This is a genomic window from Mycolicibacterium sp. MU0050, assembly GCF_963378085.1.
In the GTDB taxonomy this organism is placed as follows: Bacteria; Actinomycetota; Actinomycetes; order Mycobacteriales; family Mycobacteriaceae; genus Mycobacterium; species Mycobacterium wendilense.
In genome coordinates this window covers 4,254,936-4,280,093 of sequence record NZ_OY726395.1, presented here as the reverse complement: position 1 = coordinate 4,280,093, position 25,158 = coordinate 4,254,936, and the positions used below count along the sequence as shown (strand labels likewise).

The window sequence follows — 25,158 nt, the reverse complement described above, 5'->3', positions numbered from 1 at the left end:
GCACACCTCATAACGTCGTTCACGATAGCGGCTCGTGGGCGGATTCCGCGGACGCCGCGCGCGTTCCCCCCTACCGCCGGAGATCCCCTATGGGGCAATCCCCTAATGGAGGTGCGGTCGTAGTGGGTTCGGCACCGATCCCGCCCGATGCCGCGCTGGCTAATCTTGGATCAACATTTCCGTGAGATATCGCCGCAGGGGAGAACCGCGTCATGGCCAACGAGTTGCTCGACTTCGTGATGTCGTTGGTGCGTGATCCCGAGGTGGCCGCGCGGTATGCCGCCGACCCGGCCGGCACCCTCGCCGACGCCAACCTGGCCAATGTGACCAGCGTCGATGTCGACAATCTCATCCCGGTGGTGTCGGACTCGCTGTCGATGGCCACCCCGTCCTTCGGTGCCACCGCGGTACCGATCGACGACAGCGTGTGGACCAGCGGAGCGGCCGCCCAGGCCGTGGAGGCCTTCGACGGTCTCGACGCGTTTGCGCCGCCGGTCCCGGAGACCGGTCTCGCCGGTTTCGAGGACGTGCCGGCGGGCGTCATCGACAGCCCGCAGGTGCCGGCCGTCGCGGATGCGGCGCAGTTCAGCCAGGTCTCCGACCTGATCGACGAGCCGGATCTGGCGGCCGTCGGGGATGCCGACGTTGCGGAGCCGGTCAGCTGGGACCAGGGCGTCATCGATTCGCCGATGTCGGGCGCGCAGGGTCCCGCCGACGAGGCGCCGGGCTTCGATCTGTTCTGACCCCCGCCCCCAAACCGCCGACAACGTCGCGTTGTCGGCGGTTTTCGTGTTCACCTGTGGAAATGGGATGCGCTAGGGGTGGTTCGAGCGGCGGACCCCGTATGGCCCGCAGCCACCCCCGGTCACCCCCTAATCCCCTAACGGCACGGGGGCCTGCACCCCTAGTCGGGCGCCCCGCAGCACGGGTTTGTGCCCCGTTTCCGGGGGTCTGGGAAATCCATAACGTTGTTGCCAGATCGCCGGAACGCCCGGCGGATGACCGAAAGGCACGACGATGATCAACGTGATCGACTGGATCCTGAACCTGTTCCGCGACGAGGATGCGGCTCGCTCATTCGTCGCCGCCCCCGAGGCGGCCATGCGCGACGCCGGCCTGGCCGGGCTGTCCGCCGCCCAGCTGTCGACCGTGGCCGCCACCGCGGTGCCGAGCATGATGCTCGGCGGCGGCGACCCCGTCGTCGGCCTGCAGCGGGCGGTATCGAACCACTACGGTTTCTCCCCGGCCAACGACTACTCGGCCGCGGCCAACCTGCTGTCGCCGACCTGGGCGCCGTCGCCGACGTTCGCCCCGGACACCGACCTGGCCAGCCACAACAACACGGACCTGGCCAGCCACAACCAGACCCCGATCATGAGCCCCAACCAGGACGCCGGCGCCAACGCCCAGCAGGGTGCGTTCAACCTCGGCTTCGGTGACATCACCCTGGGCAACAAGACCACCACCACCGCCACCGACGGCGCCGTGGTGATCGACGGGGACAATCGCGGCGACATCGTCACCGGCGACGGGGCCGTCCTGGGCAACAACAACGACGTGCTCAACGGCGACGTCTGGGCCGGCAGCGGCTCCAACGTCAACATCGGCGACGGCCGCATCGACGACGACGGCGTCACCAACACCGGCAGCGGTTCGGTGATCACCGACAACGAGGGCCCGGTCTTCCAGGACGTCGACGCCAGCGGCGGCCACGGCGGTAACGCCGGCAGCGGCAGCGGCGGGCTGATCGACATCGGCCTGGGCGGCGACAGCACCCAGGGTGGCAACGCCGGCGGTGGCGGCATCGTCATCGTCAGCGACAAGACCACCAGCAACGTCGTCGGCGGGGACCAGACCCAGGTGGGCGGCAACGCGGGCAGCGGGAACTCGTCGGACACCTCGGTGTACACCCAGACCGAGGTCGCCACGACGACCACCACGTCGGTGGCCGACTACTCGGATCACTCGCAGACCGAGGTGTACGACAACTCGTCGGAGCACAGCGCCTCGCTGTTCGACAACAGCCGCGAGACCTCGGCGACCAACAGTGCGCTCGACACCGGCCACGAGGCGTCGCTCGGATCCGGCAACAGCATGCTCGGTTTCTGATTCGACACCTACGCGCCGGAGCGGCGGGGACCTTCGGGTCCCCGCCGCATCGGCGGCTTACGGTGGACGTGACGTGAGGGAGACACGGTGACACAGGCCAACAGCGCGCCGGCGAATCAGGCGCCGGATCCGCGCCGGGTGAAGGTGATCGTCGAGCTGATCGACCACACCAGCGCGATCGCGGAGCTCAACGACCGCGCCGACCTGCGGCAGCGCCTGGCGACCGCGCGCGCCCGGATCGGCGACCCGCAGATCCGGGTGGTCATCGCCGGGCAGCTCAAACAGGGCAAGAGCCAGCTGCTGAACTCCCTGCTGAACATGCCGGTGGCGCGCGTCGGCGACGACGAGACCACGGCCCTGGTCACCATCGTCACCTACGGCGAGCAGCCGTCGGCGCGGCTGGTGGTCGCCCCCGCGCCCGGCGGCACCGAACCCGAGGTCATCCCCATCCCGATCGACGACATCAAGCACGATCTGCGGCGCGCGCCGCAGGCCGGCGGCCGCGAGGTGCTGCGCGTCGAGGTCAGCGCCCCCAGCCCGCTGCTCAAGGGCGGCCTGGCCTTCGTCGACACTCCCGGCGTCGGCGGTCACGGGCAGCCCCACCTGTCGGCCACGCTGGGCCTGCTGCCCGACGCCGACGCGATGCTGATGGTCAGCGACACCAGCCAGGAATTCACCGAACCGGAGATGCGGTTCATCCGCCAGGCCTACGAGATCTGCCCGGTGGGGGTGGTGATCGCCACCAAGACCGACCTGTACCCGTACTGGCGGCAGATCGTGGAGACCAACACCGCGCATCTACAGCGGGCCGGGATGCCGATCCCGATGATCCCCGCCTCGGCGCTGCTGCGCAGCCACGCGGTGCAGCTCAACGACAAGGAACTCAACGAGGAGTCGAACTTCCCGGCGATCGTCCGGTTCCTCTCCGAGCAGGTGCTGTCCCGGGAGAACGACCGGGTGCGCGATCAGGTGCTGGCCGAACTCAGTTCGGCCGCAGAGCATTTGACGCTGGCGGTCAACGCCGAGCTGTCGGCGATCAACGATCCCGAGGACGTGCGTCGCCTCACCGAGGACCTCGAGCGACGCAAGCAGGAGGCGCAGGACGCGCTGCAGCACACCGCGCTGTGGCAGCAGGTGCTCAACGACGGGATCGCCGATCTGACCGCCGACGTCGACCACGACCTGCGGGCGCGCTTCCGGGCTATCGTGGCCCACACCGAGGGCGTCATCGACTCGTGCGACCCCACCCAGCATTGGGCCGAGATCGGCACCGAGGTCGAGGACGCCGTCGCCACCGCCGTCGGCGACAACTTCGTCTGGGCGTACCAGCGGGCCGAGGCGCTGGCCCAGGAGGTGGCGCGGACGTTCGTCGAGGCCGGCCTGGACGCGGTGAAGATGCCGCATGTCAGTGCCCGCGAGATGGGCGCCGGCTTCGACGGATTGAAGTCGCTGGCGCGGCTGGAGGCCCAGCCGATCGGGATCGGGCACAAGGCGCTGACCAGCATGCGTGGCTCCTACGGCGGCGTGCTGATGTTCGGCATGCTCACCTCGGTGGCCGGCCTGGGCATGTTCAACCCGATCTCGTTGGGGGCCGGTCTGCTGCTGGGCCGCAAGTCCTACCGGGAGGACATGGACAACCGGATGATGCGCGTGCGCACCGAGGCCAAGACCAACGTGCGCCGGTTCGTCGACGACGTGTCGTTCGCGGTGGGCAAGGAATCCCGCGACCGGCTCAAGGGCATCCAGCGTCAGCTGCGCGACCACTACCGCGAGATCGCCAACCAGACCACCCGCTCGCTCAACGAGTCGTTGCAGGCCACCATCGCCTCGGCGCAGCTCGAGGAGAACGAACGCAACGCGCGGGTCCGGGAGCTGCAGCGGCAGCTGAACATTCTCGGCCAGGTCAGCGACAACATCGAGAAGCTGCGCGCGCCGACGCGTTAGTCGCGCGAGCCGTTGGGGAACAGCGTCCGAGTTTGGTTGAGCCGCGGGCGTTTCCGGGTGGTCGTCGTGGCCTCGTCGGTGTCTTCGGCGGCCGTCGTCCTCGTCGTGGTGGTGGTGGTCGTCGAGGTCTCCGACGTCTCCGACTCACTGGTCTCCGTGGTCTCCATGGGCGGCGGGACGCCGATGTCCGTGGTCGACAACGGCACGCTGGTGGTGAACGACGTCGTCGACTCCGACGGGGTGACCACGAACGGTTGCCGCTGCCGGGACGTGGTGGTGGGGTCCGGGGTCCAGGTGGTGGTGCGGTAGATGGTCTCCGTGGGCTTGCTCCACTGGTCGGACATCCGCACGACCGTGACCACCAGCGCGGCGATCAGGACCACGCCGGCGACACCGGCCGCGATCACCACGTTGGAGTTGTGATGCCAGGGCACTTCGTCGGATCGGTCGTCGTCAGCCACGGGCGCCGATACTAGCCGCGAACCCGCGTGACGGCGCGGCCCGTAAACTCAATGACCCGATGAGCACGAGCGATCAGGTGCGCGCGATCTTGGGCGGCACAATCCGCGCCTACCAGGGCGAACCCGCCTATCGGCAGCGCCCGGACGTGTTCAACGAGCTCAACCGGATCGGCTGGCAGCTCAACCAGCCGATCCGCATCGCCCTGGCCGGAACGCTCAAGGCGGGCAAGTCGACGTTGGTGAACGCGCTGGTCGGGGAGAACATCGCCCCCACGGATGCCACCGAGGCCACCCGGATCGTCACGTGGTTCCGGCACGGCCCCACCCCGAAGGTCACCGCCAACTACTACGGCGGCCGCCGCGCCAATGTCCCGATCAGCAGGGACGCCGAGGACGGCGGCCTGACGTTCGACCTCGCCGCCCTCGACCCCGCCGAGGTCGCCGGCCTGGACGTGGAGTGGCCCGCCACCGAACTGATCGACACCACCATCATCGACACGCCGGGGACGTCGTCGCTGTCCCGCGACGTCTCCGAGCGGACGCTGCGGCTGCTGGTGCCCGAGGACGGCGTGCCGCGCGTCGACGCGGTGGTGTTCCTGCTGCGGACCCTCAACGCCGCGGACATCGCGCTGCTCAAGCAGATCGGCGAGTTGGTCGGCGGCGCGGCGGGCGCGCTCGGGGTGATCGGGGTGGCCTCGCGGGCCGACGAGATCGGCGCCGGCCGGATCGACGCGATGCTCTCGGCGAAGGACGTCGCGCAGCGGTTCACCCGCGAGATGGACAAGACGGGCATCTGTCAGGCCGTCGTGCCGGTGTCCGGGCTGCTGGCGTTGACCGCGCGAACCCTGCGCCAGAGCGAGTTCGTGGCGCTGGAGAAGCTCGCCGGCACCGACGCCGCGGAGCTGAACAAGGCCATGCTCAGCGTCGATCGCTTTGTGCGGGAGGACGACTCGCTGCCCGTCGACGCCGCGACCAGGGCGGCCCTGCTGGACCGGTTCGGGATGTTCGGCATCCGGATCTCGATCGCGGTGTTGCGTTCCGGTGTCACCGATTCGGTGGGCCTGGCCGACGAACTGCTCGAGCGCAGCGGCCTGGTGGCGCTGCGGGACGTCATCGATCAGCAGTTCGCGCAGCGCTCCGAACAGCTCAAGGCGCACACCGCGATGCTGGCGTTGCGCCGATTCGTCGAGGTGCACCCGATCCGGGCGACGCCGTACATCATCGCCGACATCGATCCGCTGCTGGCCGACACGCACGCCTTCGAGGAACTACGGCTGCTGAGCCAACTACGTTCGCGGCCAACCACTTTGAACGACGACGAGATCGTGTCGCTGCGCCGGATCATCGGCGGTTCGGGCACCGACGCCGCCAGTCGCCTGGGGCTGACCCCCGAGGAGCCCTACGACGGGCCGCGGGCGGCGTTCGCGGCGGCCCAGCGGTGGCGCCGCCGGGCCGAGCATCCGCTCAACGACCCGTTCACCACCCGTGCCTGCCGGGCGGCCGTGCGCAGCGCCGAGGCGCTGGTGGCCATGTTCGCCGCGCGCGGCTACTGACCCTCGCCGCCGCCCGGGCGCGGGAACAGCGTCGGCAGGGTGGGGCGGGTCCAGGTGGGCCGCACCGTCTCGGTCTCGGTGACCGTCTCGGTGGGTGGCGCCTCCGTGGTGGTGGTCGTGGTCTCCGTCGGCGGCTCGGTGGTGGTGGTCTCCGTCGGCGCCTCGGTGGTGGTCTCCTCCGGCGGCGGTGCGGCCGTGGTGGTCGGCGTCTCGGTGACGGTCTGGGTCTCGACCGGCGCGGGAACCTGCGTGCCGCCGGTTTCGGTCGGCGCCTCGGTGGTGGTCGTGGTGGTCGTGGTGGTCTCCCCGGTCGGGGTCGACGACCCGCCCGCGAGCTGCACGATGGCGTAGATGACCAGCGCCAGGATCAGCGCGGTCGCCGCGCCGAGGGCGACCAGTGCCGCGGGCTTGCGGTACCACGGTGTCGGCGGCTCGGGCGCCGCGGCGTATCCGGTCTGGTACTCGGTCCCGTATCCGGTCTGGTAATCGGCCGGATAGCCGTAACCGGCAGTCTGCTCGGGCGGCACCTCGCTGTAGGCCTGGCCGCCGCTGCCGCCGCCGTAGTTGGCGGCCTGGGTGGGGTCGCTGTAAAACTCGTCAGGATTGTCGTTGCGGGCCACGGGCTCCGATAGTAACGCGCGCTGCCTCAGCGCAGCTGCGCGACGACACCTTCGGCAAACAGTTCCAGATGATCGAGGTCGGCCAGATCGAGCACCTGCAGGTAGACCCGCGTCACCCCCGCCTCGGCGAACGGACCGAGCCGGTCGACGATCTCATCGGGGGTGCCGACCAACGGGGTGTTGGTGCGCAGTTCGTCGAGCTCACGGCCGATGGCGTCGGCCCGGCGGGCCACCTCGGCGTCGTCGCGGCCGGCGGCCACCACGAAGCACGCGGAGTAGGTCATGGAGTCCGCGTCGCGTCCGGCGGCGGCGACCGCCTCGGCGACCCGGCCGTACTGGGTCTTGATGACCTCCAGCGAATCGAACGGCACGTTGAACTCCGCGGCGTGTTCGGCCGCCAGCGCGGGGGTGCGCTTGGCGCCCTTGCCGCCGATGATGATCGGCGGGTGCGGGGCCTGCACCGGCTTGGGCAGCGCCGGCGAGTCCGCGACGGTGTAGTGGGTGCCGGCGTAGTCGAACGTCTCGCCGGTCGGGGTGGCCCACAGCCCGGTGACGATGTCGAGCTGCTCGGCGAGGCGGTCGAAGCGTTCGCGCAGGGACGGGAACGGGATTCCGTAGGCGGTGTGCTCGGCCTCGAACCAGCCGGTGCCCAGGCCCAGCTCGATGCGCCCGGCGCTCATGTCGTCGACCTGGGCCACCGAGATGGCCAACGGTCCGGGGTGGCGGAAGGTGGCCGAACTCACCATGGTGCCCAGCCGGATGGTGCTGGTCTCGCGCGCCAGCCCGGCCAGCGTGACCCAGGAATCGGTGGGTCCGGGCAGCCCGTCGCCGCTCATCGCCAGGTAGTGGTCGGACCGGAAGAACGCCGAATATCCCAGCGACTCTGCGGCTTTGGCGACGGCGAGCTGATCGGAGTAGCTGGCGCCCTGCTGAGGTTCGACGAATACGCGGAAATCCATGCTGTCCAGCGTAGGTGGGTCAGAAGGTCTCGACACCTTCCACCGCGACGAACATGCCGTGGCCGGTGGACCGGTTGGTGAAACGGGTGCCCTCCGCGCTGGCGGCGATGTCCCAACCCTGCGCGGTGTAATCGCGGTAGTCGAGCGTGACGGCCGGGATGTTGCCCAGGTTGCCCAGGATCCAGCGCACCGAACCGTCCGAGGTGACGTTGACGCCGTTGGCGGGATGGCCGTCGACGTCGGGGGAGTTCTCGAACTGCGATTCGCAGCCCACGGCCTCGGTGTTGAGCTGGCAGCGGGTCTTGCCGGATTTGGTCTGGACGAAGACGTAGCCCTGCTCGTTGGCGGGCAGGGTCTCGGCGCCGGACGGCGGGGCGGCCGTCGCGGTGGGGCCGGGTTGTGGCGTCGTCGTCGTCGGCGGCGTCACCGGGGGGCGGGTGGTGGGGAATTCCGGCTCGGCGTGGGTGCCGCAGCCAGGGCACGCCGGTTCGCCGTCGGTGACGTTGCTGCAACTGACCAACGCAAACGTGGCCAGCAGCGCGGTGCCGGCCATCGCCAGCCTGGAGAGCATGGCCTCACGGTACCCGGGCTGGTGCAGGAGTTAAACCTGTGGCTAATGATGGTTACGAAGCCGTAGCCGCGGATACCCTGCGGCATGGGCTGGACCACGGACACCATCTTCACCGTCGGGCACTCGACGTTGGCCCCGGACGAGTTCATCGGGTTGCTGAACAGCTACGAGATCCGCCGCCTGGCCGACATCCGGACCATTCCGCGGTCCCGGCACAATCCCCAGTTCAACGCCGACGAGTTGGCGCAGACCCTGCCCGCGGCCGGCCTCGAGTACGTGCCCATGCCCGCCCTCGGCGGGTTGCGGCATGCCCGCAAGGACTCGCCCAACAGCGCCTGGCGCAACAAGAGCTTCCGCGGCTACGCCGACTACATGCAGACGCCCGAATTCGCCCGGGCCGTCGAAGAACTCATCGCCGGGGCGGTGGCCGGACGCACGGCGATCATGTGCGCCGAGGCGGTGCCGTGGCGCTGCCACCGGTCACTGGTGGCCGACGCGCTGTCGGTGCGCGGCGTGCCGGTGGTCGAGATCCTGTCCAAGACCAGCTCCCGGATGCACGAGCTGACCTCCTTCGCCCGCGTCGAGGGCAGCCGGATCACCTACCCGCCCGAGGATGAAACCTGAACCGCGGCAGGTCCTAGTTCGGCAGCAGCGGCGCCCGGCACACGTTGGCCACCGGGTCCCACCACCAGCCGTTGTCACACGCCAGCGGGGTGGTGGACACGGGCGGGCGGCAGGTGTTGGCGGCCGGGTCCCACCAGCCGTTCTCGCAGTTCGGGACCAGCGGCGCCTCGCACCGGTTGGTGACGGGATTCCACCACTGCCCGCCCGCGCAGTCGGCAGAACCGATGGCCGGCGTCACGACGGTGGTGAAGGCCAGCGGGGCGAACGCGGCGGCCGCGACGACGGCGGCCCGCTGCAATGACTTCCTCACGGTTTCCCTCCCGGTGATCGGTGATTGCGTGGCCAATACTTTAGCGACCTGCCGAAGCCCCAGACGGCGCCCGGGTGCGTCCGTATCATCGCGCCCATGAGACCGGTTTTCGTCGGCACCCTGGCCCTCGGCGTCATCGTCGCGCTCTTCGGCGCCATCTGGGCCCTGCAGGGTTTCGGTGTGCTCCAGGGCAGCCCGATGAGCAACACCACCACCTGGTCGATCATCGGCCCGATCACCGCGGTGATCGGAGTGGTTGTCGCCGTGGCGAGTTGGCGCAAGCTCTCCCGCAGGTAGCGGATTCACCCCGCGGTCACGGTGAAATCCACCGTGTGCCAACCGGTTGCACCGTCGGGCACGGTCCCGGCCCGGTCCGCGGTCTGCGCCGCGCCGGTGTTGTCGGTGGCACGCACCGTGACGGTGTGGGTCCCCGGCCGGTCTGCGCGCCAGGGAAAGCTCCACAGCCGCCAGGTCTGGTTCGAATAGGCGGCGCCGAGTTGGGCTGGGTGCCAAGGCCCGTCGTCGACCTTGACCTCCACGGCCCGCACGCCCCGGTCCTGCGCCCAGGCGACGCCGCCGAACGTGACCGGCCCGACGGGCACCTGCTGGCCCGCGCGCGGCACGTCGACGCGCGATTGGGTCTTGACGGGTGCGCGCGGTGCCCAGCCCTGCCGGGTCCAGTACGCCTGAGCCCGGTCGAACCGCGTCACCTCGAGGTCCACCACCCATTTGGTGGCCGACACGTAGCCATAGAGGCCGGGCACCACCAGTCGCGCCGGATAGCCGTGCTCCAGCGGCAGGGGCTCGCCGCCGAGGCCGACCGCCAACAGCGCGTCGGGGTTGTCGATCATGGCCTCGAGCGGTGTGCCCGCGGTGAATCCGTCGCTCGAGGTGGACAGCACCATGTCCGCGTCGGACGCGACGCCGACGGCGGCCAGCAGGTCGGCCAGGCGGTAACCGGTCCAGATTCCGGTCGAGATCAGGTCCCCGCCAACGGGGTTCGACACGCAGGTCAGCGTCGCGACGGTCTCGGCGACGTCGAAGGCGGACAGAGCGTCGAAATCGTAGACCACCTCGCGATCGACCATGCCGTGGATCCGCAGCCGCCAATCCGCTCGGGCCAGTTGGGGCACGGCCAGGGCGGTGTCCACCCGGAAGAACTCCGCGGTGGGGGTGACGAAGCGTGGTAACGCCACGCCCGGCGGCGTCACCTCCGGCGGTATCGGCGGGGCCGGGGTGGCCGGGGGTGGGACCGCAAAGGCGCTGCGGTCGCCGGCCACCGAATGCGCCAACCGGGCGAGGACATGACCCACCACGCCGGTGGCCGCTCCCGCCGCGAGCAGGCCCAGGGTGATCAGGGTGGCCCGTCGGCCGGTATCCGGCTCTTGGCTTTCGGGCTCGGGCCAGTACCGCCGCACCAGGAATCGCAGTGCCAGCACACCACAGAGCACGCCCACGGCGGCCGGTATGCCATCCAAAGCCGTTGTGCCCGGGCGCGAGAGCACCGCCCCGGCGCCGAGCGCGCCCGCGGCGACGACGAGCAAGCTGCCCACCGGGCGACGCCGGGTCTCCAGTGAGCCGGCGACGGCGCCCAGTGCGGCGATCACCACGAGCACCGCGACCGTCAAGAAGAGCTTGCCCCCGCTGCCGAGGGTCTGCAGCAGCCAGTCCCGGATCGGGTCGGGGGTCAGATCGACGGCGGCCGCGCCCACCGCGGTGCGGGGATCGGCCTGCGCCCCCAACGGAATCGCCGTCAGTTGGGCCGCACCCAGCGACACCGCCGCAGCGGCGATCCCGCCGAGCATCGGCAGGTTCGATTCAGCGGGATGGGGGGCGGTCACTGCCACCAAGCTAGACCGTCCGCGGCCGCCACGACGTGGTGTCGCCGCGCTTGCGTAACTTGGCTATCGATGGGTACCGCCTTCGACGAACACACGGACCTGACCGTCTGCGGCGGCCCGGTGCGGCTCTACCGCGCGGGCGACACCGGGCCGGCGCTGCTCCTGCTGCACGGCGCCATGCTCGACACCGGCCCCGGGGTATGGCACGACATCGTGGACCGGCTCAGCCCCGACCATCGCGTCCACGTCATCGACCTGCCCCGGCACGGGGGCAGCCGGCCCTGGCGCGGGGTGCTGGACGCCGCCTTCTTCGACCGCTTTCTGCTCGAGCTCCTCGACGCGCTGGAACTGCCCAGAGCGGCGTTGATCGGGCTGTCGATGGGCGGTGGAGTGGCCGTCGGGTTCGCGCTGGCGCACCCCGAGCGGGTCAGCGCGCTGGTGCCGGTCGGCCCCGGGGGCATCGGTGCGAAGCGGCCGTATCAATTCCTCACCTGGGCGACCCTGCGCACCCCCGGTGTCCTGCGGCTGACCAGCTGGATGCTGGCTCGATTCCCCGGCTACGTGCGGTCGTCGATGGCGGCCAACCTGACCGCCGGACCCGACACCGTGGGGTTCGAGCGCATCGTCGCCGGTGCCGTCGCCGAGGCCCGGGCGAAGCACCGGCACGGGGAGAAGGCGCTGGACGACTGGCAGATCTGCGCGTACGGGCCGCGGGCGATGCGCCTGGACTACACGCCCCGGCTGCACCGGTTGCGGGTTCCGACGCTGTGGGTGCGCGGCGCCGACGACCCGCTGGTCGGCGAGGCGGAACTACGCGCCGCCCATGGGGCAACCCCGGGTTCGCGGTTCATGACCATCCCCGACGCCGGCCACATCGTCACCTACGACCAGCCCGAGGAGTTCACCGCCCTGGTCCGCGAGTTCCTGGCCGAGGTGCTCGACGAGTCGGGGTAGCGGCCCGCCTCACCCGTAGGCGGGATAGCGGTTCTCCCAGATCGCCAACTGTTCGGCGCGGTGATCATGGGCGATCCGCGTCTCGGGGCCGAGCAACATGGTGGCTCCACCGGCGCCGTCGTAGCGTGCCCAGGGCGCTGCCCCGCGGATGAAATCCAGCCACAGGTCCTGGATGGTGTCCGACATCCGCCGCGCCGGTGTGAAACGCCCTGGAAATCCCGGAGGCTCCTGACCTTGGAAACGAGGATGCAGGTATGCCGAAGGAACAGTCGCCCGGGAAGCCGACGACACGTCGATACAGTGCCGAGGAGAAGGCCGCCGCGGTGCGGATGGTCCGCACCTTGCGCGCGGAGCTGGGCACCGAGCAGGGCACAGTGCAGCGGGTCGCTCGCCAGCTCGGCTACGGAGTGGAATCGGTGCGCACCTGGGTCCGTCAGGTCGACATCGACGAAGGCCTGGCTCCTGGGGTGACGACCTCGGAGTCGAAGAAGGTGAAGGAACTCGAACAGGAGATCCGAGAACTCAAGCGTGCCAACGAGATTCTGAAGCGAGCGGCAAGTTTCTTCGGGGCGGAGCTCGACCGCCAACACAAGAAATAGTCGATTTCATCGACGACAATCGCGGGGAGTTCGGGGTCGAGCCCATCTGCACGGTCCTGCGCAGCGCAGGCTTGCAGGTGGCACTGAGCACCTACTACGACGCCAAAGCCCGGGTCCCATCGGCGCGGGCCCTGCGCGACGCCGTCCTCGGGCCGGCGTTGTGCCAGCTCTGGAAAGACAACTACTGCGTCTATGGGGCCCGCAAACTCTGGAAAACGGCTCGTCGCGATGGTCATGACGTCGGTCGCGATCAGGTGGCCCGGCTGATGCGGGCCGCAGGCATTGAGGGGGTCCGGCGCGGCAAACGGGTGCGGACCACCAAAGCTGACCCAGCCGCGGCGCGGCACCCGGACTTGGTGCACCGCAACTTCGCCGCGGCTGCCCCGAACCAGCTCTGGGTGACCGACCTGACATTCGTGCCGACCTGGGCCGGGGTGGCCTACGTGTGCTTCATCATTGACGCACACTCGCGGATGATCGTGGGGTGGCGGGTGGCTTCGCACATGCGGACCTCGATGGTTCTCGACGCGTTGGAGATGGCGCGTTGGTCACGCGGAACTACATTGCAGGACTTGATATGTCACTCAGATGCCGGGTCGCAATTCACGTCCATTCGCTACGGCGAGCGGCTCGCTGAGATCGGCGCAGTCCCGTCAATTGGGACCGTTGGAGATAGTTTCGATAACGCTCTCGCGGAGACAGTCAACGGTTACTACAAGGCCGAGCTGATCTACGGGCCGGCTCGAAGCGGACCGTGGAAGACCGTCGAGGACGTAGAACTCGCCACCCTCAGTTGGGTCCACTGGCACAACACCAGCCGCCTGCACAGCTACCTCGGCGACATCCCACCCACGGAGTTCGAAGCCGCGTTCTACGATGCATACCGGACCGACCAACCCTTGATCGGAATCCAATAGCCCGAGCCTCCGGGAAACCCAGGGCGCTTCATACGCGAACAACTCGACACCATCGCCGGCATGCTCGGCCGCCAGTTCCCCAAGGTCGAGACCATGCTGCGCGAGGCCGCCGAGGACATCACCGCCTCCGCCGACTTCCCCGCCGCGCACTGGAAGAAGATCTGGTCCACCAATCCCTTGGAGCGGTTGAACAAGGAGATCAAGCGCCGCACCGACGTCGTCGGAGTGTTCCCCAACCCCGCCGCGCTGCTGCGCCTAGCCGGCTCCGTGCTCGTCGAAGCCCACGACGAATGGCAGGTCGCCGACAAACGCTACCTCTCCGAAACCAGCCTCGCCCTGCTCGACACCGGCGAGCAAGACACCCAAACCGTTGCTCCCACAGCCGCTCTCACGGCATAGTGAGAACCGGCAGAGCCTCACGCGAACACGCGACCGCTCTTACACCACTCCACGGGACGTCACCGAAGGGCGAAAGAAGCTCCCGAGGGTTTCGGTATCACCTTGAATCGCCGATCATTGCTGATGAGGTGCTACGCGGACTCGAAGATCGCTGCAAGACCCTGGCCTCCGCCTATGCACATCGTTTCCAGTCCTAGGCCACCACCCGACCGGCGCAGATCGTGCAACATCGTTGTCAGGATGCGTACCCCAGTCGCACCGATCGGGTGTCCCAACGAGATACCGGATCCATTGACGTTGAGCTTTTTGTCGTCACGCCAATCCCACTCTGCAAGAACGGCAAGAACCTGCACGGCGAAGGCTTCGTTGATCTCGACTCGCGCCATGTCATCGAAGGAGAGCGCTGTGCGCTTGAACAGTTTCTTAACGGCACCGACCGGACCCAGGCCCATGGTGGCCGGATCGCATCCCACGGCCGCCCAATCCACAAGGTAACCCATGGGATCGAGTCCGAGCTCATCGAGCCGATCTTCGGCGACGATCAAACAGGCGGCGGCTGCGTCATTCTGTTGGCTGGCGTTCCCTGCAGTGACCGTGCCTCCGGGAACCACCGTCCGCAAAGCCGCGAGTCTGTCCAAGGTCGTATCCCCCCGGATACCTTCATCTTTCGACACGGTGAGCGGTTCACCTCTGCGCTGTGGGACAACAACGGGGACCACCTCGTCGTCGAAGGCGCCGCGGCTGGCGGACTCGAAGGCCAATCTGTGGCTGCGGACCGCGAACTCGTCAGCCTCCTGTCGGGTTAACCCGTACTGTTGAGCGAGGTTCTCGGCAGTCTCGACCATGCTTGAGATGGATCCGAATCGCCATTCGGGTTGTGACATCTCACGTCCACGGCTCAGCCTGTCATGCAGGGTCACCGAGGCCGAGCGTGAACCCCACCGCACATCGCAGGAATAGTGTTCGATGTTGCTCATGCTCTCGACGCCCCCGGCGATGACCACATCCGCCGCGCCGGTCTGAACCATCATGGCCGCGGTGAGCACCGCCTGTAGTCCACTGCCGCACCGCCGGTCAAGCTGCATGCCCGGAACGTGGATCGGCAGGCCGGCGTCCAACGCAGCCCATCGCCCGATGCAGGGGGCTTCAGAATTGGCGTAGGACTGTGCGAACACCACATCGTCGATCAGCTCGGCGTCGATCCCTGAACGCTCCACCACCCCTTTGATGGACGCCGACGCGAGACGCGCGGCGGTCAGACTGCGTAGCGCACCACCGAACGCGCCGATCGGCGTACGGACAGGAGCTACAACAGCGGCGCGCTTCACGAGCCAGGATCCCTTCGTTCAGTGGGGAGATCGCAGAATTCCTTTGAACTCGTCAAATAACGCTATCATATAGCGAAATATTGCGCCGCGGGACGACTCCCTTGGACCCTGCGTTGACTGCTGCAAGATGGGCCCAAGGGCGTGTAAGCCGGGTCAAGTCCAGGGACGTGGTGTAGGACGTCGTCGTGTGATTCTTCGAGGTGATGGTTCAGGCGGTCAGTGCCGCGGGGTTGGCCTCCTGTTCGGTCGGGGTGTCGTTGACGGCGCGTGATTTGCTGAGGACGTCGAGGCCGAGGTACCGCCGGGATTCAGCCCATTCGTCGTGTTGTTCGGCCAGCACGGCGCCGACGAGGCGGATTAGAGCGTTGCGGTCGGGGAAGATGCCGACGACGTCGGTGCGGCGGCGGATCTCTTTATTGAGCCTTTCTTGGGGATTGTTGCTCCAGATTTGGCGCCAGATCTGCTTGGGGAACGTGGTGAACGCCAACAGGTCCGGCCGGGCCGCTTCGAGGTGATCGGCCACCTTGGGTAGCTTGTCGGCCAAGGCATCGATGATCCGATCATATTGCGCTTCAACGGATTCAGTGTCTGGTTGGTCGAACACTGAATGCAACAGGGTTCGTACCCACGGCCATGACGCCTTCGGGGTGATGCTCATCAGGTTGGTCGTGTAATGCGTTCTGCAGCGCTGCCAGGCCGCTCCGGGCAGCGTGGCACCGATCGCGGCCACCAGCCCGGCATGCGCGTCGGAGGTGACTAGCTTGACCCCGGACAACCCACGCGCGGTCAGCGACCGCCAGAACGTCAACCAGCCCGCGCCGTCCTCGGCCGTGGACACATCGATGCCCAGGATCTCGCGGTATCCCTCGGCGTTGACCCCGGTGGCGATCAGGGCGTGCACATTCACGACACGGCCCTGCTCGCGGACCTTGAGCACCAGCGCATCGGCCGCGACGAAGGTGTACGGCCCGGCGTCCAGTGGCCGGGTGCGGAACGCTTCGACGGCGGCGTCGAGTTCCTTGGCCATCACGCTGACCTGCGACTTCGACAGGCTGGTGATGCCGAGGGTTTCGACGAGCTTGTCCATCCGACGCGTCGACACCCCGAGCAGGTAGCAGGTGGCCACCACTGTGGTCAACGCCCGCTCAGCGCGTTTACGGCGCTCCAGCAGCCAGTCCGGGAAATACGACCCCTGGCGCAGCTTGGGGATTGCCAAGTCCAATGTGCCTGCGCGGGTGTCGAATTGGCGGTGACGGTAACCGTTGCGGGAGTTGGTGCGCTCGGTGCTGCGTTCCCCGTAGCCGGCGTCGCACAGGGCGTCGGCTTCCGCTCCCATCAGGGTGTGGATGAACGTGGCGAGCAGTTCGCGCAGCACGTCGGGGTGGGTGGTGGTGAGTCGTTCGGCGAGCACGCTGGGCAGGTCGATATTGTGGGCGGTGGTCATCGCGTTGGTTCCTTTGCTCGAGTGACTTTGGTCGGTCTCTCGAAGAATCACGCGATGACCTTCAATCAGTCGGCTACGACACGCCGGTACCGCTGATCAGGACCGGACTCGTACACCACTCTGCTGGACGCAACCGTAAGCCGGGTCTACGGCGGGGCGCTACATGTCTGCCGCGAGCGCGGGAGTTCGGTGTGCGCAACTGAATCCTGGCCCGTTGGGTGCTCCAGACGGGGTGATGGACTGCCACCTCTACCTGGCGGAAGCATGTCCAATCCTTTCGATTGCCAGGTGATGAGCCGCCCTGTGGTCCCTGCTTCCCCTCGGCGGCATTTCGGCTGGAATTCCGACTGTCCGCGCACGGGAGTCTTCGTCGTGAGTGTTCGACGGCAACGGGGCGGTGTCGAACCCGCGGTTGGGAGCCGGCCTGCTGCCTGGTCGAGCCCGCCTGTGCGCGCGGAGTCGGTGGTTGTCAGTCAGATCCTTGTAATCGCATAAAGATGTATCGTAATATTCGCCAATCGCTGGACGCTCAAGTCGAGGTGTGAGGGTGGTTGGAGTGGGTGAAGGACGCTGTTGTGCAGCATCTGCTGACTTGGTTCGGTCAGGTCAGTGCACGTCTGTGGCCGCCCCCACCTCAGGCGGATCGGCGGGGACTTGCCCGCTCGGGCGGTGCGAGGCCAGCGGGATTGCCTGGGGCGGGCGATGATCTCGGTCGGCGATGGACGCAGGGATCATCCGGCCTGGTGGGGACTCGGCCTGCTGGCGGTCGTCGGTTTGGTGATCATCCTGACCGTCACACTGTTCGCCGGAACATTCCGCTCCTACCTTTCGGTCACCTTGTTGTCCGACCGGGCGGGCCTGGTCATGGAGTCCGGCGGCAAGGTGAAGATGCGCGGAGTCGTCGTCGGACGCGTGGCTGAGATTCACGAGGGACCAGACTCGGTGAGTCTTGCGCTGGAACTGGACCCGAAGCAGGTCAAGAACATTCCGGCCAACGTGCAGGCCCGGATACGGGCTACGACGGCATTCGGCGCCAAGTTCGTGGATCTCTTGCCGCCACCAGACCCCAGTACGGCCAGACTCGCCGCTGGCGCTGTCTTGACGTCCCAGAATGTCAGCACCGAGGTCAACACCGTCTTTCAGAACCTGACCGAGCTTCTCGGCCGGATCGAGCCGACCAAGCTCAACGCGGTGCTCTCCGCGGTCGCAGAAGGCTTGCGCGGTAAGGGTTCGGCTATTCGCGATGCGACCGCGAGTGCCAACCAGGTGCTGGCGGAGCTGAATACCCGCGACGAGGTGTTCCGGCGCAACTGGCGGGCAGTCAAGGACGTGAGTGACGCATACGGCTCAGTGGCCCAGGAGATCATCGAAGTGCTCGACGCCGCGAGTGTGACGGGCTCCACCATCGCCGCTCACGCCTCAGATCTGGACCGACTTCTCGTCAGCGTCTCCGGGCTCTCGATCAGCGGCACGAGTCTGCTCGAGTCGAGTAGCGGCGACCTGATCAAGGGCATCAACTCACTCGAGCCGACAACGCAGCTGCTGATGAAGTACAACCCTCAGCTGACCTGCACACTTGTCGGAGCGAAGCTGCTGCTCGACCCACAGAGCCAAGGCGGATACGGGTGGGCGGACGCCAACGGTGGCCGCGACGGCAGGTCGACGATCTTGGATGTCGCGTTGCTGTTGGGTGACGACCAGTACCGATACCCGGATCATCTGCCGGTCGTCGGCGCCAAGGGAGGTCCGGGCGGCAAGCCTGGGTGCGGATCGTTGCCGGATGTGTCGAAGAAGTTCCCAGTCCAGTATCTGGTGACGAACACAGGCTGGGGAACCGGGATGGATGTCCGGCCTAATCCTGGCATCGCGTTCCCTGGATTCGCCAACTACTTCCCGGTGACTCGCGGTGCGCCGGACCCGGCCAGTGTCCGTAACTTCGGTGGGCCGGCTCCCGGGCCTCAGGGAGTTGCACCATTCGGGGCGCCGCTGTACGCCCCCGACGGTACGCCCTTGTATCCCGGTCTTCCGCCGGCCCCGCCTCCGGGTGCGCCGCGAGAGCAGGGTCCGACCCCTGGATCGGAACCATTCGTGGTGGAGAACCCCATGCAACAGCAGCCGACACCCGCGCCGCCGTTGCCGACACCTGCGATGCCGACCCCGTGATGCGCGGCGGTGATGGTGACATGCGAAGCAAGAGAAAGAGGCAGCGTCCATGAGGGGCAACATGATCGGCGTCGTATGGAGGGTCACGACCTTCCTCGTGATCTGCTCGTTCCTGACGTTCGGCCTGTACGCGGTGTTCGGGCAGTTTCGTTTCCAGAAGGAGAACACCTACGCTGCCGTGTTCACCAACGCGAGTGGGCTGAAGGCGAATCAGTTCGTCCGCGTGGCGGGTGTGGAAGTGGGCAAGGTGAAATCAGTTGTTGTCCAACCCGACACCACGGTGAGGGTCGAGTTCACGGCCAGGCCTGTCGTGGTCCTCACCGAGGGCACTCGTGCGGTGATCCGCTACGACGATCTCATCGGGGGGAGGTTCCTTGCATTGGAGGAGGGTGCTGGCGGAACACCAACGATCAAGCCCGGTGGTGTGATCGCTGTGGCCAACACGTCGCCAGCGCTGGATCTCGACGCGTTGATCGGCGGGTTTCGCCCCCTGTTCCGCGCCCTCGATCCGGAGCAGACCAACGAGTTGACCGGCGAACTGATCAAGGCGTTCGAGGGGCAAGCCGACACCGTGGGCTCGTTCCTCAACAGGGTTGCGTCTCTGACCTCCGCGTTGGCCGACCGCGATCAGTTGATCGGGGATGTGGTCACCAATCTGAACACAGTGCTCGGTTCGCTCGGTGATCAGAGCACCCAGTTCGCCAAAGCCATCGAATCGTTGTCGGAACTGGTTTCGACATTGTCGGACCATCGACAGGAACTGTCGGCCGCGGTTTCGAGTTCGGATGTGGCGTTCGGCGCAATCACGGATCTGTTGCGTCAAGGCCGTCCACCGGTCACCAAAGTCGTTCAGGAGACCGACCGCACATCCGCTCTTGTGGTGGCCGACCATGAGTACTTCGATAATCTGCTCAAGACGTTGCCTGACGCCTATCAGATGCTGTCCCGGCAGGGTCTCTACGGAGACTTCTTCTCCTTCTATCTCTGCGACCTGCTCTTGAAAGTCAACGGCAAGGGCGGCCAACCCGTCTATGTGAAGTTGGCTGGCCAGACCACGGGAAGGTGCACTCCCAAGTGAAGTCGTTCACGGAACGCAATCCAATGGCGGTCGGTGTCGCAGGGCTTGGCCTCAGCGCGGCGTTGGCAATTGCTGCGCTCAATTACCAATCCCTACCCGTACTCAACGAGACCAATAACTACTCAGCGTATTTCGCCAATGCCAGCGGGCTGGTGAATGGTGCAGCGGTTGAGGTGTCGGGGGTGCAGGTTGGCCGAGTGAAGAGCATGAGGCTGGACGGCCCCCGGGTCCTGATCACCTTTGACGTGCAGAGCGGCATCAGACTGGGAGATCGCAGCGAAGCCGCGATCAAGACGAAGAGTCTGTTGGGTGCGAAGTATCTCGAGGTGATCCCGCGGGGGGAGGGGGTGCAGGGAGAAACGATTCCCCTCGATCGCACCACCTCTGCCTACCAGTTGCCGGATGCGCTGGGTGATGTGGCATCGGCGGTCAGCGGCCTCGATACACAGCAGTTGTCCGCGTCCCTTGCTGTCCTCTCCGAGACATTCAAAGACACGCCGCCCGCGTTGAAATCGGCATTGACGAACGTCGCCCGATTCGCCGACGCGCTTGACCGGCGTGATTCCGAGCTTCGTGGTCTTCTTGCCAACGCGCGCAAGGCCACCGGCGTGCTTGCGGAACACAGTGATCAGATCGTCCGACTCGTCGACGACACGAATGCGCTCCTGGCCCAGTTGATCACGGAGGCAAACGCGCTCGACCATATTTCGGTGGACATTGCTGAGCTGACACAGCAGATCAAGGGATTCATCGGTGACAATCGGCAAACGCTGCGGCCGGCGCTGGAGAAGCTCAACGGCGTGCTGACAATCGTCGACAATCGAAAAGTTGAAGTGCAGCAATCGATCAAGAAGCTCAATGCGTATGCGATGTCGCTGGGAGAGTCGGTGTCCTCGGGCCCGTTCTTCAAGGCCTACTTGGTGAACCTTCTGCCTGGGCAGTTCATCCAACCGTTTGTTGACGCCGCATTCTCGGATCTCGGTCTAGATCCTGCGACACGTCTTCCTTCGGAGTTGGTCGATCCGCAGATCGGTCAACCGGCAACCCCGGCGTTGCCGGTGCCCTTCCCCCGGACGGGTCAGGGGGGACCGCCCCGTCTGAATCTGCCCGACGCCATCACCGGGAACCCGGACGATCCGCGCTACCCCTACCGCGAGCTGCTGCCGGCGCCAGAGTCCGGGGGCCCGCCACCGGGACCGCCGGCGGCCGATGTGGGGGATTCGTCACAGTCGCCGGCGTCGGATTCCACGGACGCCGGGGGTGGCGTGACGCTGCGAACGGAACCGACTACCCCAGGAAGTGGACAATGATGCGAACCGGTGTCTTCAAGGTCGGACTCGGCCTTTTCATGACTGTGGTCCTCGCAGCGGGTGTGCTGTTTGTCGGTATGGCGCCGAACCGGAACCGCACGTGGGTGACCGGCTACTTCGCCAACAGCAACGGTATCTTCGTCGGAGACGATGTCCGGGTCCTGGGGATGCCGGTCGGAACGATCGATCGTATTGAGCCTCAACCCGGTGGGGCGAAGATCACCTTCTGGGTGGACGGACGATATCCGGTGCCGGCCGATGTGAATGCGATGATCATTTCGCCGTCGCTGGTCGCAGTCCGGGCGATCGAGTTGACGCCTGTCTATGGGGGCGGACCAAAGTTGGCCACGGGCTCGGTGATCCCGGAGCAGCGAACCGCGGTGCCGATCGAGTATGACGAACTGCGCGCGCAGTTGCAGAAGCTCACCGCGACGCTCCAGCCCACCTCACCGGGAGGGGTGAGCACGCTGGGCGAGTTCGTCAACACTGCGGCGGACAACATGCGCGGCCAGGGCGCCAGTGTCCGGGACGCGCTGACCAAACTTGGACAAGCGTTCTCGGCTCTGGGTGACCACAGTTCCGACATCTTCGACACCGTCAAGAGCCTGTCGATTTTCGTGTCCGCGCTGCAGTCGAGCCACGACGTCATTCGCCAGCTGAACGTGAATCTCGCCGCGGTGACCGGGCTGCTGTCAGACGAACCGAACGAGGTGGCGGATGCCATCGCCAACCTGAACGCCGTGATCGGTGACGTACGTTCCTTCGTCACCGACAACAAGGAGGCGCTCGGCATCACCACGGAGAGGCTGGCTTCGATCACCACGGCGCTCAACGACAGCCTCGACGACATCAAACAGACGTTGCACGTAGCGCCGACGGCGTTCCAGAACTTCCTCAACATCTACCAGCCGGCGCAGGCGACACTCAGCGGTGCCTTGGCAGTGACCAACTTCGCCAACCCAGTATCCTTCCTGTGCGGCGCGATTCAGGCGGCATCACAGCTCGGGGCGGAGCAGTCGGCCAAGCTGTGCGCGCAGTATCTGGCACCGATAGTCAGGAACCGGCAGTACAATTTTCTGCCCTTCGGTGTGAACCCGGTCGTCGGTGCAGCAGCGCGTCCCAATGAGATTGGGTACTCGGAGGACTGGCTGCGACCGGACTACGTTCCGCCGGCGGGACCGATATCCGATGAAGGCAGCCGTCCATCGTCCACCGGTGAGCCCATCTCGACTGCCGGCGCACCATCGGACGGTGCGGCGATACCGCCACTGGCTGCCGAGGTGCAGCAGGTTGACCCCGCTGAGGGGTTACGGGGGCTCATGACCGTCGACCAGGGGCAGCCATGATGGGATTTCAGCGGGGCTTCGCAGCGGCGGTGGCGGTTCTGGCCGTTACTGCAGTGTCGGGATGCGCCCAATGGCAGGGTCCGAACTCATTGCCATTGCCGGGAACCGAGGGCGGAGGCGCAGACGCTTACGTCATCAGAGCTGAGATGCCCGATGTCGATAATCTGCAACGAAATTCGCGGGTGCGCGTCGGAGACGTCACGGTTGGAACAGTCACGAAGATCGAACTTGCGGGCTGGGACGCGATGGTGACGATGGTCCTCAACGGAGACGTCGAGTTGCCGGCGAACGTCACGGCGACATTGGGGCAGACCAGCTTGCTCGGGTCCAAACACATCGAGTTGGCGCCTCCGGTCGGGGAAGTCCCGGAAGGCCGACTTCGCGACAAGGGGTTCATTCCGCTTCGCTCGTCGAGCGCGTACCCGACCACCGAGCAGACGCTGGCTGCGCTGTCGATGTTGCTCAACGGCGGTGGGATCGGGCAGATCCAGGAGATCACCGAGACCCTCGCCACGGCATTCGCTGGCAGGGAGTCCGAGATCAGGACACTGGTCAACCAGCTTGACACTTTCCTGGGGCACCTCAGCAGTCAGACCGCCGACATCATCGACGCCACCGACAGCCTCAACCATGTGGTGAGTCAATTCGCCACGCAGAAGCCCGTGTTGGACAGAGCGATTGAGACAATCCCCGAGGCTCTGAGTGTCCTACGCGATGAGCGGGCAACCCTTGTCGAGGCATGGGAGCGGTTCGGGAGGTTCAGCGCGCTGGCTGCTGACGCGACGCTGCAGACCAAGGATGCTCTCGTCAAGGAGTTGCAGGATATCGGTCCGGTTCTGCAGTCCCTGGCCGACAGCGGTCCGGCGCTCACCAGGTCGATGGATTTCTTCTCCACCTTCCCCTACCCCAAGAACACCCTGGAGAAGTGGGTGCGGGGCGACTACGCCAATCTCACCGCGATCATCGACCTCACCCTCAGCCGCCTCGACTCGTCGCTGTTCACTGGAACTCGATGGGAGGGAAATCTGACGGAGCTCGAGATTCAGTGGGGACGCACCATCGGTCAGCTTCCCAGTCCCTATACCGCGGGTAATCCGTTGGTTGCTCCCTACCATTTCGACGGGGGATCCTGACGTGCGCTTGTCCCGGAACACCCGTATCCAGCTCCTGGTTCTCCTCGCAGTCACCGCCACTGCCGTGGCGGTCATGCTCTTCGGACTCGTCAGACTGCCTAGTCTGGTGGGGCTCGGGCGATACACCGTCACCGTCGAACTGCCCGCGGCGGCTGGACTGTACGAACGCGCGAACGTGACCTACCGGGGAACAGAGGTCGGCGAGGTAAGGGCCGTGAATCTCACCCCCGACAATGTCGAGGCGGTTCTGTCGCTGCGGTCCGACATCCAGATTCCCTCAGACCTGGTGGCAGAGGTGCACAGTGTCTCGGCAGTCGGTGAGCAGTATGTCGCGTTGTCCCCGCGCACAGCGGACGCGCCGCCGCTTCGCGACGGGGATCGCGTACCCGCTGACAGGACCACGACGCCAGTCGACATCAACGATCTGCTCGACGCGACCAATCGGGGATTGAAGGCCATCCCCGGTGACAATCTCCGGAACCTGGTGGACGAGAGCTACATCGCTTTCAATGGTTTGGGCCCGGACATCAGTCGATTGATCAAAGGCACCACCTCGCTGGCTGCGGATGCCGACAAGAGTCTCCCCGAGCTGCTGAACGTCACCGACAACATCGCACCGCTGCTGAACACGCAGACCGAGACGTCGGACTCTCTGCGGCAATGGGCCCGGCGCCTGGCCGACATCAGCGGCCAGTTACGCGATCGGGACGCGGACGTCCAAGGCATTGTGCGCGATGCCGCCGCCGGTGGCGACAAGGTCCGGGAGCTGTTCGACAGTCTCCAGATGACTGTGCCGATCCTTGCGGCCAACCTCGCGGGTGTCGCGCCGGTGATGGTCACCTATCGGCCAGCCCTGGAACAGATATTGGTGCTACTTCCCCAGGGAGTCGCGGCGGTACAGGCGATCGCGGTTGCCAATCGCTTCTCGAAGCAGGCCTATAACGGATCGTTCCTGAGCTTCAACCTGAACTTCAATCTGCCGCCGGTGTGTTCAACCGGGTTCCTTCCGGCCCAGCAGCGACGTTCACCGGCTTTGGAGGATTACCCCGACCGACCCACCGGACACCTGTATTGCCGAGTGCCGCAGGACTCGCAGTTCAATGTGCGCGGAGCGCGCAACCTGCCGTGCGTGACACGGCCAGGGAAGAGGGCACCCACGGTGGAGATGTGCGAGAGCGACGAGAATTACGTGCCGCTCAATGACGGGCTGAACTGGAAGGGGGACCCGAACGCAACATTGTCGGGCCAGGCCATTCCCGAACAACCCTTCGCCACATCACCGGCCGCGCAGGCCCATCCGATCGCGATCGCCCCCTACGATCCCGCGACCGGGATGTATGTGACTCCGGACGGGCAGGTACTCCACCAACGCGACTTGGAGCAGACGAAAGATCCGAAACGCAGTTGGCAGTCGATGCTGCTGCCACCTGAGGCCGGCGAGCGATGAACAGCAGCGATTGGAGTGGCCAGTGAAGGCCGTAGCAGTGAAGAGGCC

23 protein-coding genes, 1 pseudogene and 1 other annotated feature are annotated in these 25,158 nt (G+C 66.5%); of the genes and pseudogenes, 15 read left to right on the top strand and 9 right to left on the bottom strand.

The window, feature by feature from the left end; all coding sequences use genetic code 11:
• The first annotated feature begins 212 nt into the window (after positions 1-212).
• The 3 genes from R2K23_RS20475 (at position 213) to R2K23_RS20465 (ending at position 4,053) form a co-directional block, all read left to right on the top strand.
• The gene (locus tag R2K23_RS20475) at positions 213-743 is read left to right on the top strand and encodes an Rv0340 family IniB-related protein (RefSeq protein WP_316512157.1); all 531 of its coding nucleotides are present in this window, start codon (positions 213-215) and stop codon (positions 741-743) included.
• A gap of 274 nt (positions 744-1,017) precedes the next feature.
• On the top strand, positions 1,018-2,109 hold the full coding sequence (locus R2K23_RS20470; protein ID WP_316512156.1) for an IniB N-terminal domain-containing protein: 1,092 nt from the start codon (positions 1,018-1,020) through the stop codon (positions 2,107-2,109).
• 87 nt (positions 2,110-2,196) lie between these two features.
• Positions 2,197-4,053 (top strand): dynamin-like GTPase family protein, encoded by a 1,857-nt coding sequence (locus R2K23_RS20465; RefSeq protein WP_316512154.1) that lies wholly within the window; start codon positions 2,197-2,199, stop codon positions 4,051-4,053.
• On the opposite strand, the gene R2K23_RS20460 is transcribed toward R2K23_RS20465, so the two are convergent.
• Positions 4,050-4,514, bottom strand: a complete 465-nt coding sequence (locus R2K23_RS20460; RefSeq protein WP_316512152.1) for a hypothetical protein — start codon at positions 4,512-4,514, stop codon at positions 4,050-4,052. The two genes, R2K23_RS20465 and R2K23_RS20460, sit on opposite strands and share 4 nt — an antisense overlap.
• Before the next feature lie 59 nt (positions 4,515-4,573).
• Between R2K23_RS20460 and R2K23_RS20455 the strand changes: the two genes are divergently transcribed.
• The gene (locus tag R2K23_RS20455) at positions 4,574-6,067 is read left to right on the top strand and encodes a dynamin-like GTPase family protein (RefSeq protein WP_316512150.1); all 1,494 of its coding nucleotides are present in this window, start codon (positions 4,574-4,576) and stop codon (positions 6,065-6,067) included.
• Here R2K23_RS20455 and R2K23_RS20450 read toward each other — a convergent pair.
• The 3 genes from R2K23_RS20450 to R2K23_RS20440 are packed head-to-tail and all read right to left on the bottom strand — an operon-like array spanning position 6,061 to position 8,217.
• Positions 6,061-6,687 carry a hypothetical protein gene (locus R2K23_RS20450; protein WP_316512149.1) on the bottom strand — a complete coding sequence of 209 codons (627 nt, stop codon included), beginning with the start codon at positions 6,685-6,687 and terminating at the stop codon, positions 6,061-6,063. The two genes, R2K23_RS20455 and R2K23_RS20450, sit on opposite strands and share 7 nt — an antisense overlap.
• 26 nt (positions 6,688-6,713) lie before the next feature.
• Positions 6,714-7,646 carry an LLM class F420-dependent oxidoreductase gene (locus R2K23_RS20445; protein WP_316512147.1) on the bottom strand — a complete coding sequence of 311 codons (933 nt, stop codon included), beginning with the start codon at positions 7,644-7,646 and terminating at the stop codon, positions 6,714-6,716.
• Between the two features lie 19 nt (positions 7,647-7,665).
• A complete protein-coding gene (locus R2K23_RS20440; RefSeq protein ID WP_316512145.1) occupies positions 7,666-8,217 on the bottom strand; it encodes a hypothetical protein in 552 nt (183 codons plus the stop codon).
• A gap of 84 nt (positions 8,218-8,301) precedes the next feature.
• Here R2K23_RS20440 and R2K23_RS20435 point away from each other — a divergent pair, with 84 nt between their 5' ends.
• On the top strand, positions 8,302-8,841 hold the full coding sequence (locus R2K23_RS20435; protein WP_316512143.1) for a DUF488 domain-containing protein: 540 nt from the start codon (positions 8,302-8,304) through the stop codon (positions 8,839-8,841).
• 13 nt (positions 8,842-8,854) lie between these two features.
• Here R2K23_RS20435 and R2K23_RS20430 read toward each other — a convergent pair whose 3' ends face one another.
• Complete coding sequence (locus R2K23_RS20430; protein WP_316512141.1) at positions 8,855-9,151, bottom strand: hypothetical protein; 297 nt, start codon at positions 9,149-9,151, stop codon at positions 8,855-8,857.
• A 96-nt stretch (positions 9,152-9,247) separates the two neighbouring features.
• Between R2K23_RS20430 and R2K23_RS20425 the strand changes: the two genes are divergently transcribed.
• Positions 9,248-9,448, top strand: a complete 201-nt coding sequence (locus R2K23_RS20425; RefSeq protein ID WP_316512140.1) for a hypothetical protein — start codon at positions 9,248-9,250, stop codon at positions 9,446-9,448.
• Positions 9,449-9,453: 5 nt separating this feature from the next.
• On the opposite strand, the gene R2K23_RS20420 is transcribed toward R2K23_RS20425, so the two are convergent.
• Positions 9,454-10,956, bottom strand: a complete 1,503-nt coding sequence (locus tag R2K23_RS20420) for a molybdopterin-dependent oxidoreductase (protein ID WP_316517439.1) — start codon at positions 10,954-10,956, stop codon at positions 9,454-9,456.
• Between the two features lie 105 nt (positions 10,957-11,061).
• Between R2K23_RS20420 and R2K23_RS20415 the strand changes: the two genes are divergently transcribed.
• On the top strand, positions 11,062-11,946 hold the full coding sequence (locus R2K23_RS20415) for an alpha/beta fold hydrolase (RefSeq protein WP_316512137.1): 885 nt from the start codon (positions 11,062-11,064) through the stop codon (positions 11,944-11,946).
• Positions 11,947-11,955: 9 nt separating this feature from the next.
• Here the strand turns inward: R2K23_RS20415 and R2K23_RS20410 are convergent, their stop codons facing one another.
• Positions 11,956-12,132: a hypothetical protein gene (locus R2K23_RS20410; protein ID WP_316512136.1), complete on the bottom strand. Its 177-nt coding sequence runs from the start codon at positions 12,130-12,132 to the stop codon at positions 11,956-11,958.
• A gap of 68 nt (positions 12,133-12,200) precedes the next feature.
• On the opposite strand from R2K23_RS20410, the gene R2K23_RS20405 reads away from it, so the two are divergent.
• Together R2K23_RS20405 and R2K23_RS20400 are read left to right on the top strand one after the other, a co-directional pair.
• Positions 12,201-13,462, top strand: a protein-coding gene (locus tag R2K23_RS20405; RefSeq protein ID WP_115276734.1) for an IS3 family transposase whose coding sequence is annotated in 2 segments (ribosomal slippage) — positions 12,201-12,504 and positions 12,504-13,462 — 1,263 coding nt in all. Because the reading frame shifts where the segments join, the coding sequence is not laid out codon by codon here.
• Positions 12,500-12,631, top strand: a sequence feature (AL1L pseudoknot). It overlaps the preceding gene by 132 nt.
• A gap of 30 nt (positions 13,463-13,492) precedes the next feature.
• Positions 13,493-13,861 (top strand): annotated as a pseudogene (locus tag R2K23_RS20400) (transposase); the annotation flags it as partial.
• A 131-nt stretch (positions 13,862-13,992) separates the two neighbouring features.
• Here the strand turns inward: R2K23_RS20400 and R2K23_RS20395 are convergent.
• Positions 13,993-15,189, bottom strand: a complete 1,197-nt coding sequence (locus R2K23_RS20395; protein WP_316512133.1) for an acetyl-CoA C-acetyltransferase — start codon at positions 15,187-15,189, stop codon at positions 13,993-13,995.
• Between the two features lie 208 nt (positions 15,190-15,397).
• Complete coding sequence (locus tag R2K23_RS20390; RefSeq protein WP_316512131.1) at positions 15,398-16,633, bottom strand: IS256 family transposase; 1,236 nt, start codon at positions 16,631-16,633, stop codon at positions 15,398-15,400.
• Positions 16,634-17,335: 702 nt separating this feature from the next.
• Between R2K23_RS20390 and R2K23_RS20385 the strand changes: the two genes are divergently transcribed.
• Genes R2K23_RS20385 through R2K23_RS20360 form a run of 6 tightly spaced genes read left to right on the top strand, consistent with a single transcriptional unit; the run spans position 17,336 to position 25,110 of the window.
• Positions 17,336-18,796, top strand: coding sequence for an MCE family protein (locus R2K23_RS20385; protein ID WP_316512129.1), 1,461 nt, complete (start codon positions 17,336-17,338; stop codon positions 18,794-18,796).
• Positions 18,797-18,845: 49 nt separating this feature from the next.
• Positions 18,846-19,874 carry an MCE family protein gene (locus R2K23_RS20380; RefSeq protein ID WP_316512127.1) on the top strand — a complete coding sequence of 343 codons (1,029 nt, stop codon included), beginning with the start codon at positions 18,846-18,848 and terminating at the stop codon, positions 19,872-19,874.
• Positions 19,871-21,184, top strand: a complete 1,314-nt coding sequence (locus R2K23_RS20375) for an MCE family protein (RefSeq protein WP_316512126.1) — start codon at positions 19,871-19,873, stop codon at positions 21,182-21,184. The genes R2K23_RS20380 and R2K23_RS20375 overlap by 4 nt, the downstream gene beginning before the upstream one ends.
• Positions 21,181-22,530 carry an MCE family protein gene (locus R2K23_RS20370; RefSeq protein WP_316512125.1) on the top strand — a complete coding sequence of 450 codons (1,350 nt, stop codon included), beginning with the start codon at positions 21,181-21,183 and terminating at the stop codon, positions 22,528-22,530. The genes R2K23_RS20375 and R2K23_RS20370 overlap by 4 nt, the downstream gene beginning before the upstream one ends.
• Positions 22,527-23,663 carry an MCE family protein gene (locus R2K23_RS20365; RefSeq protein WP_316512124.1) on the top strand — a complete coding sequence of 379 codons (1,137 nt, stop codon included), beginning with the start codon at positions 22,527-22,529 and terminating at the stop codon, positions 23,661-23,663. Before R2K23_RS20370 ends, R2K23_RS20365 begins: the two co-directional genes overlap by 4 nt.
• A 1-nt stretch (position 23,664) precedes the next feature.
• Positions 23,665-25,110: an MlaD family protein gene (locus tag R2K23_RS20360; RefSeq protein ID WP_316512123.1), complete on the top strand. Its 1,446-nt coding sequence runs from the start codon at positions 23,665-23,667 to the stop codon at positions 25,108-25,110.
• The last annotated feature ends 48 nt before the right edge of the window (positions 25,111-25,158 follow it).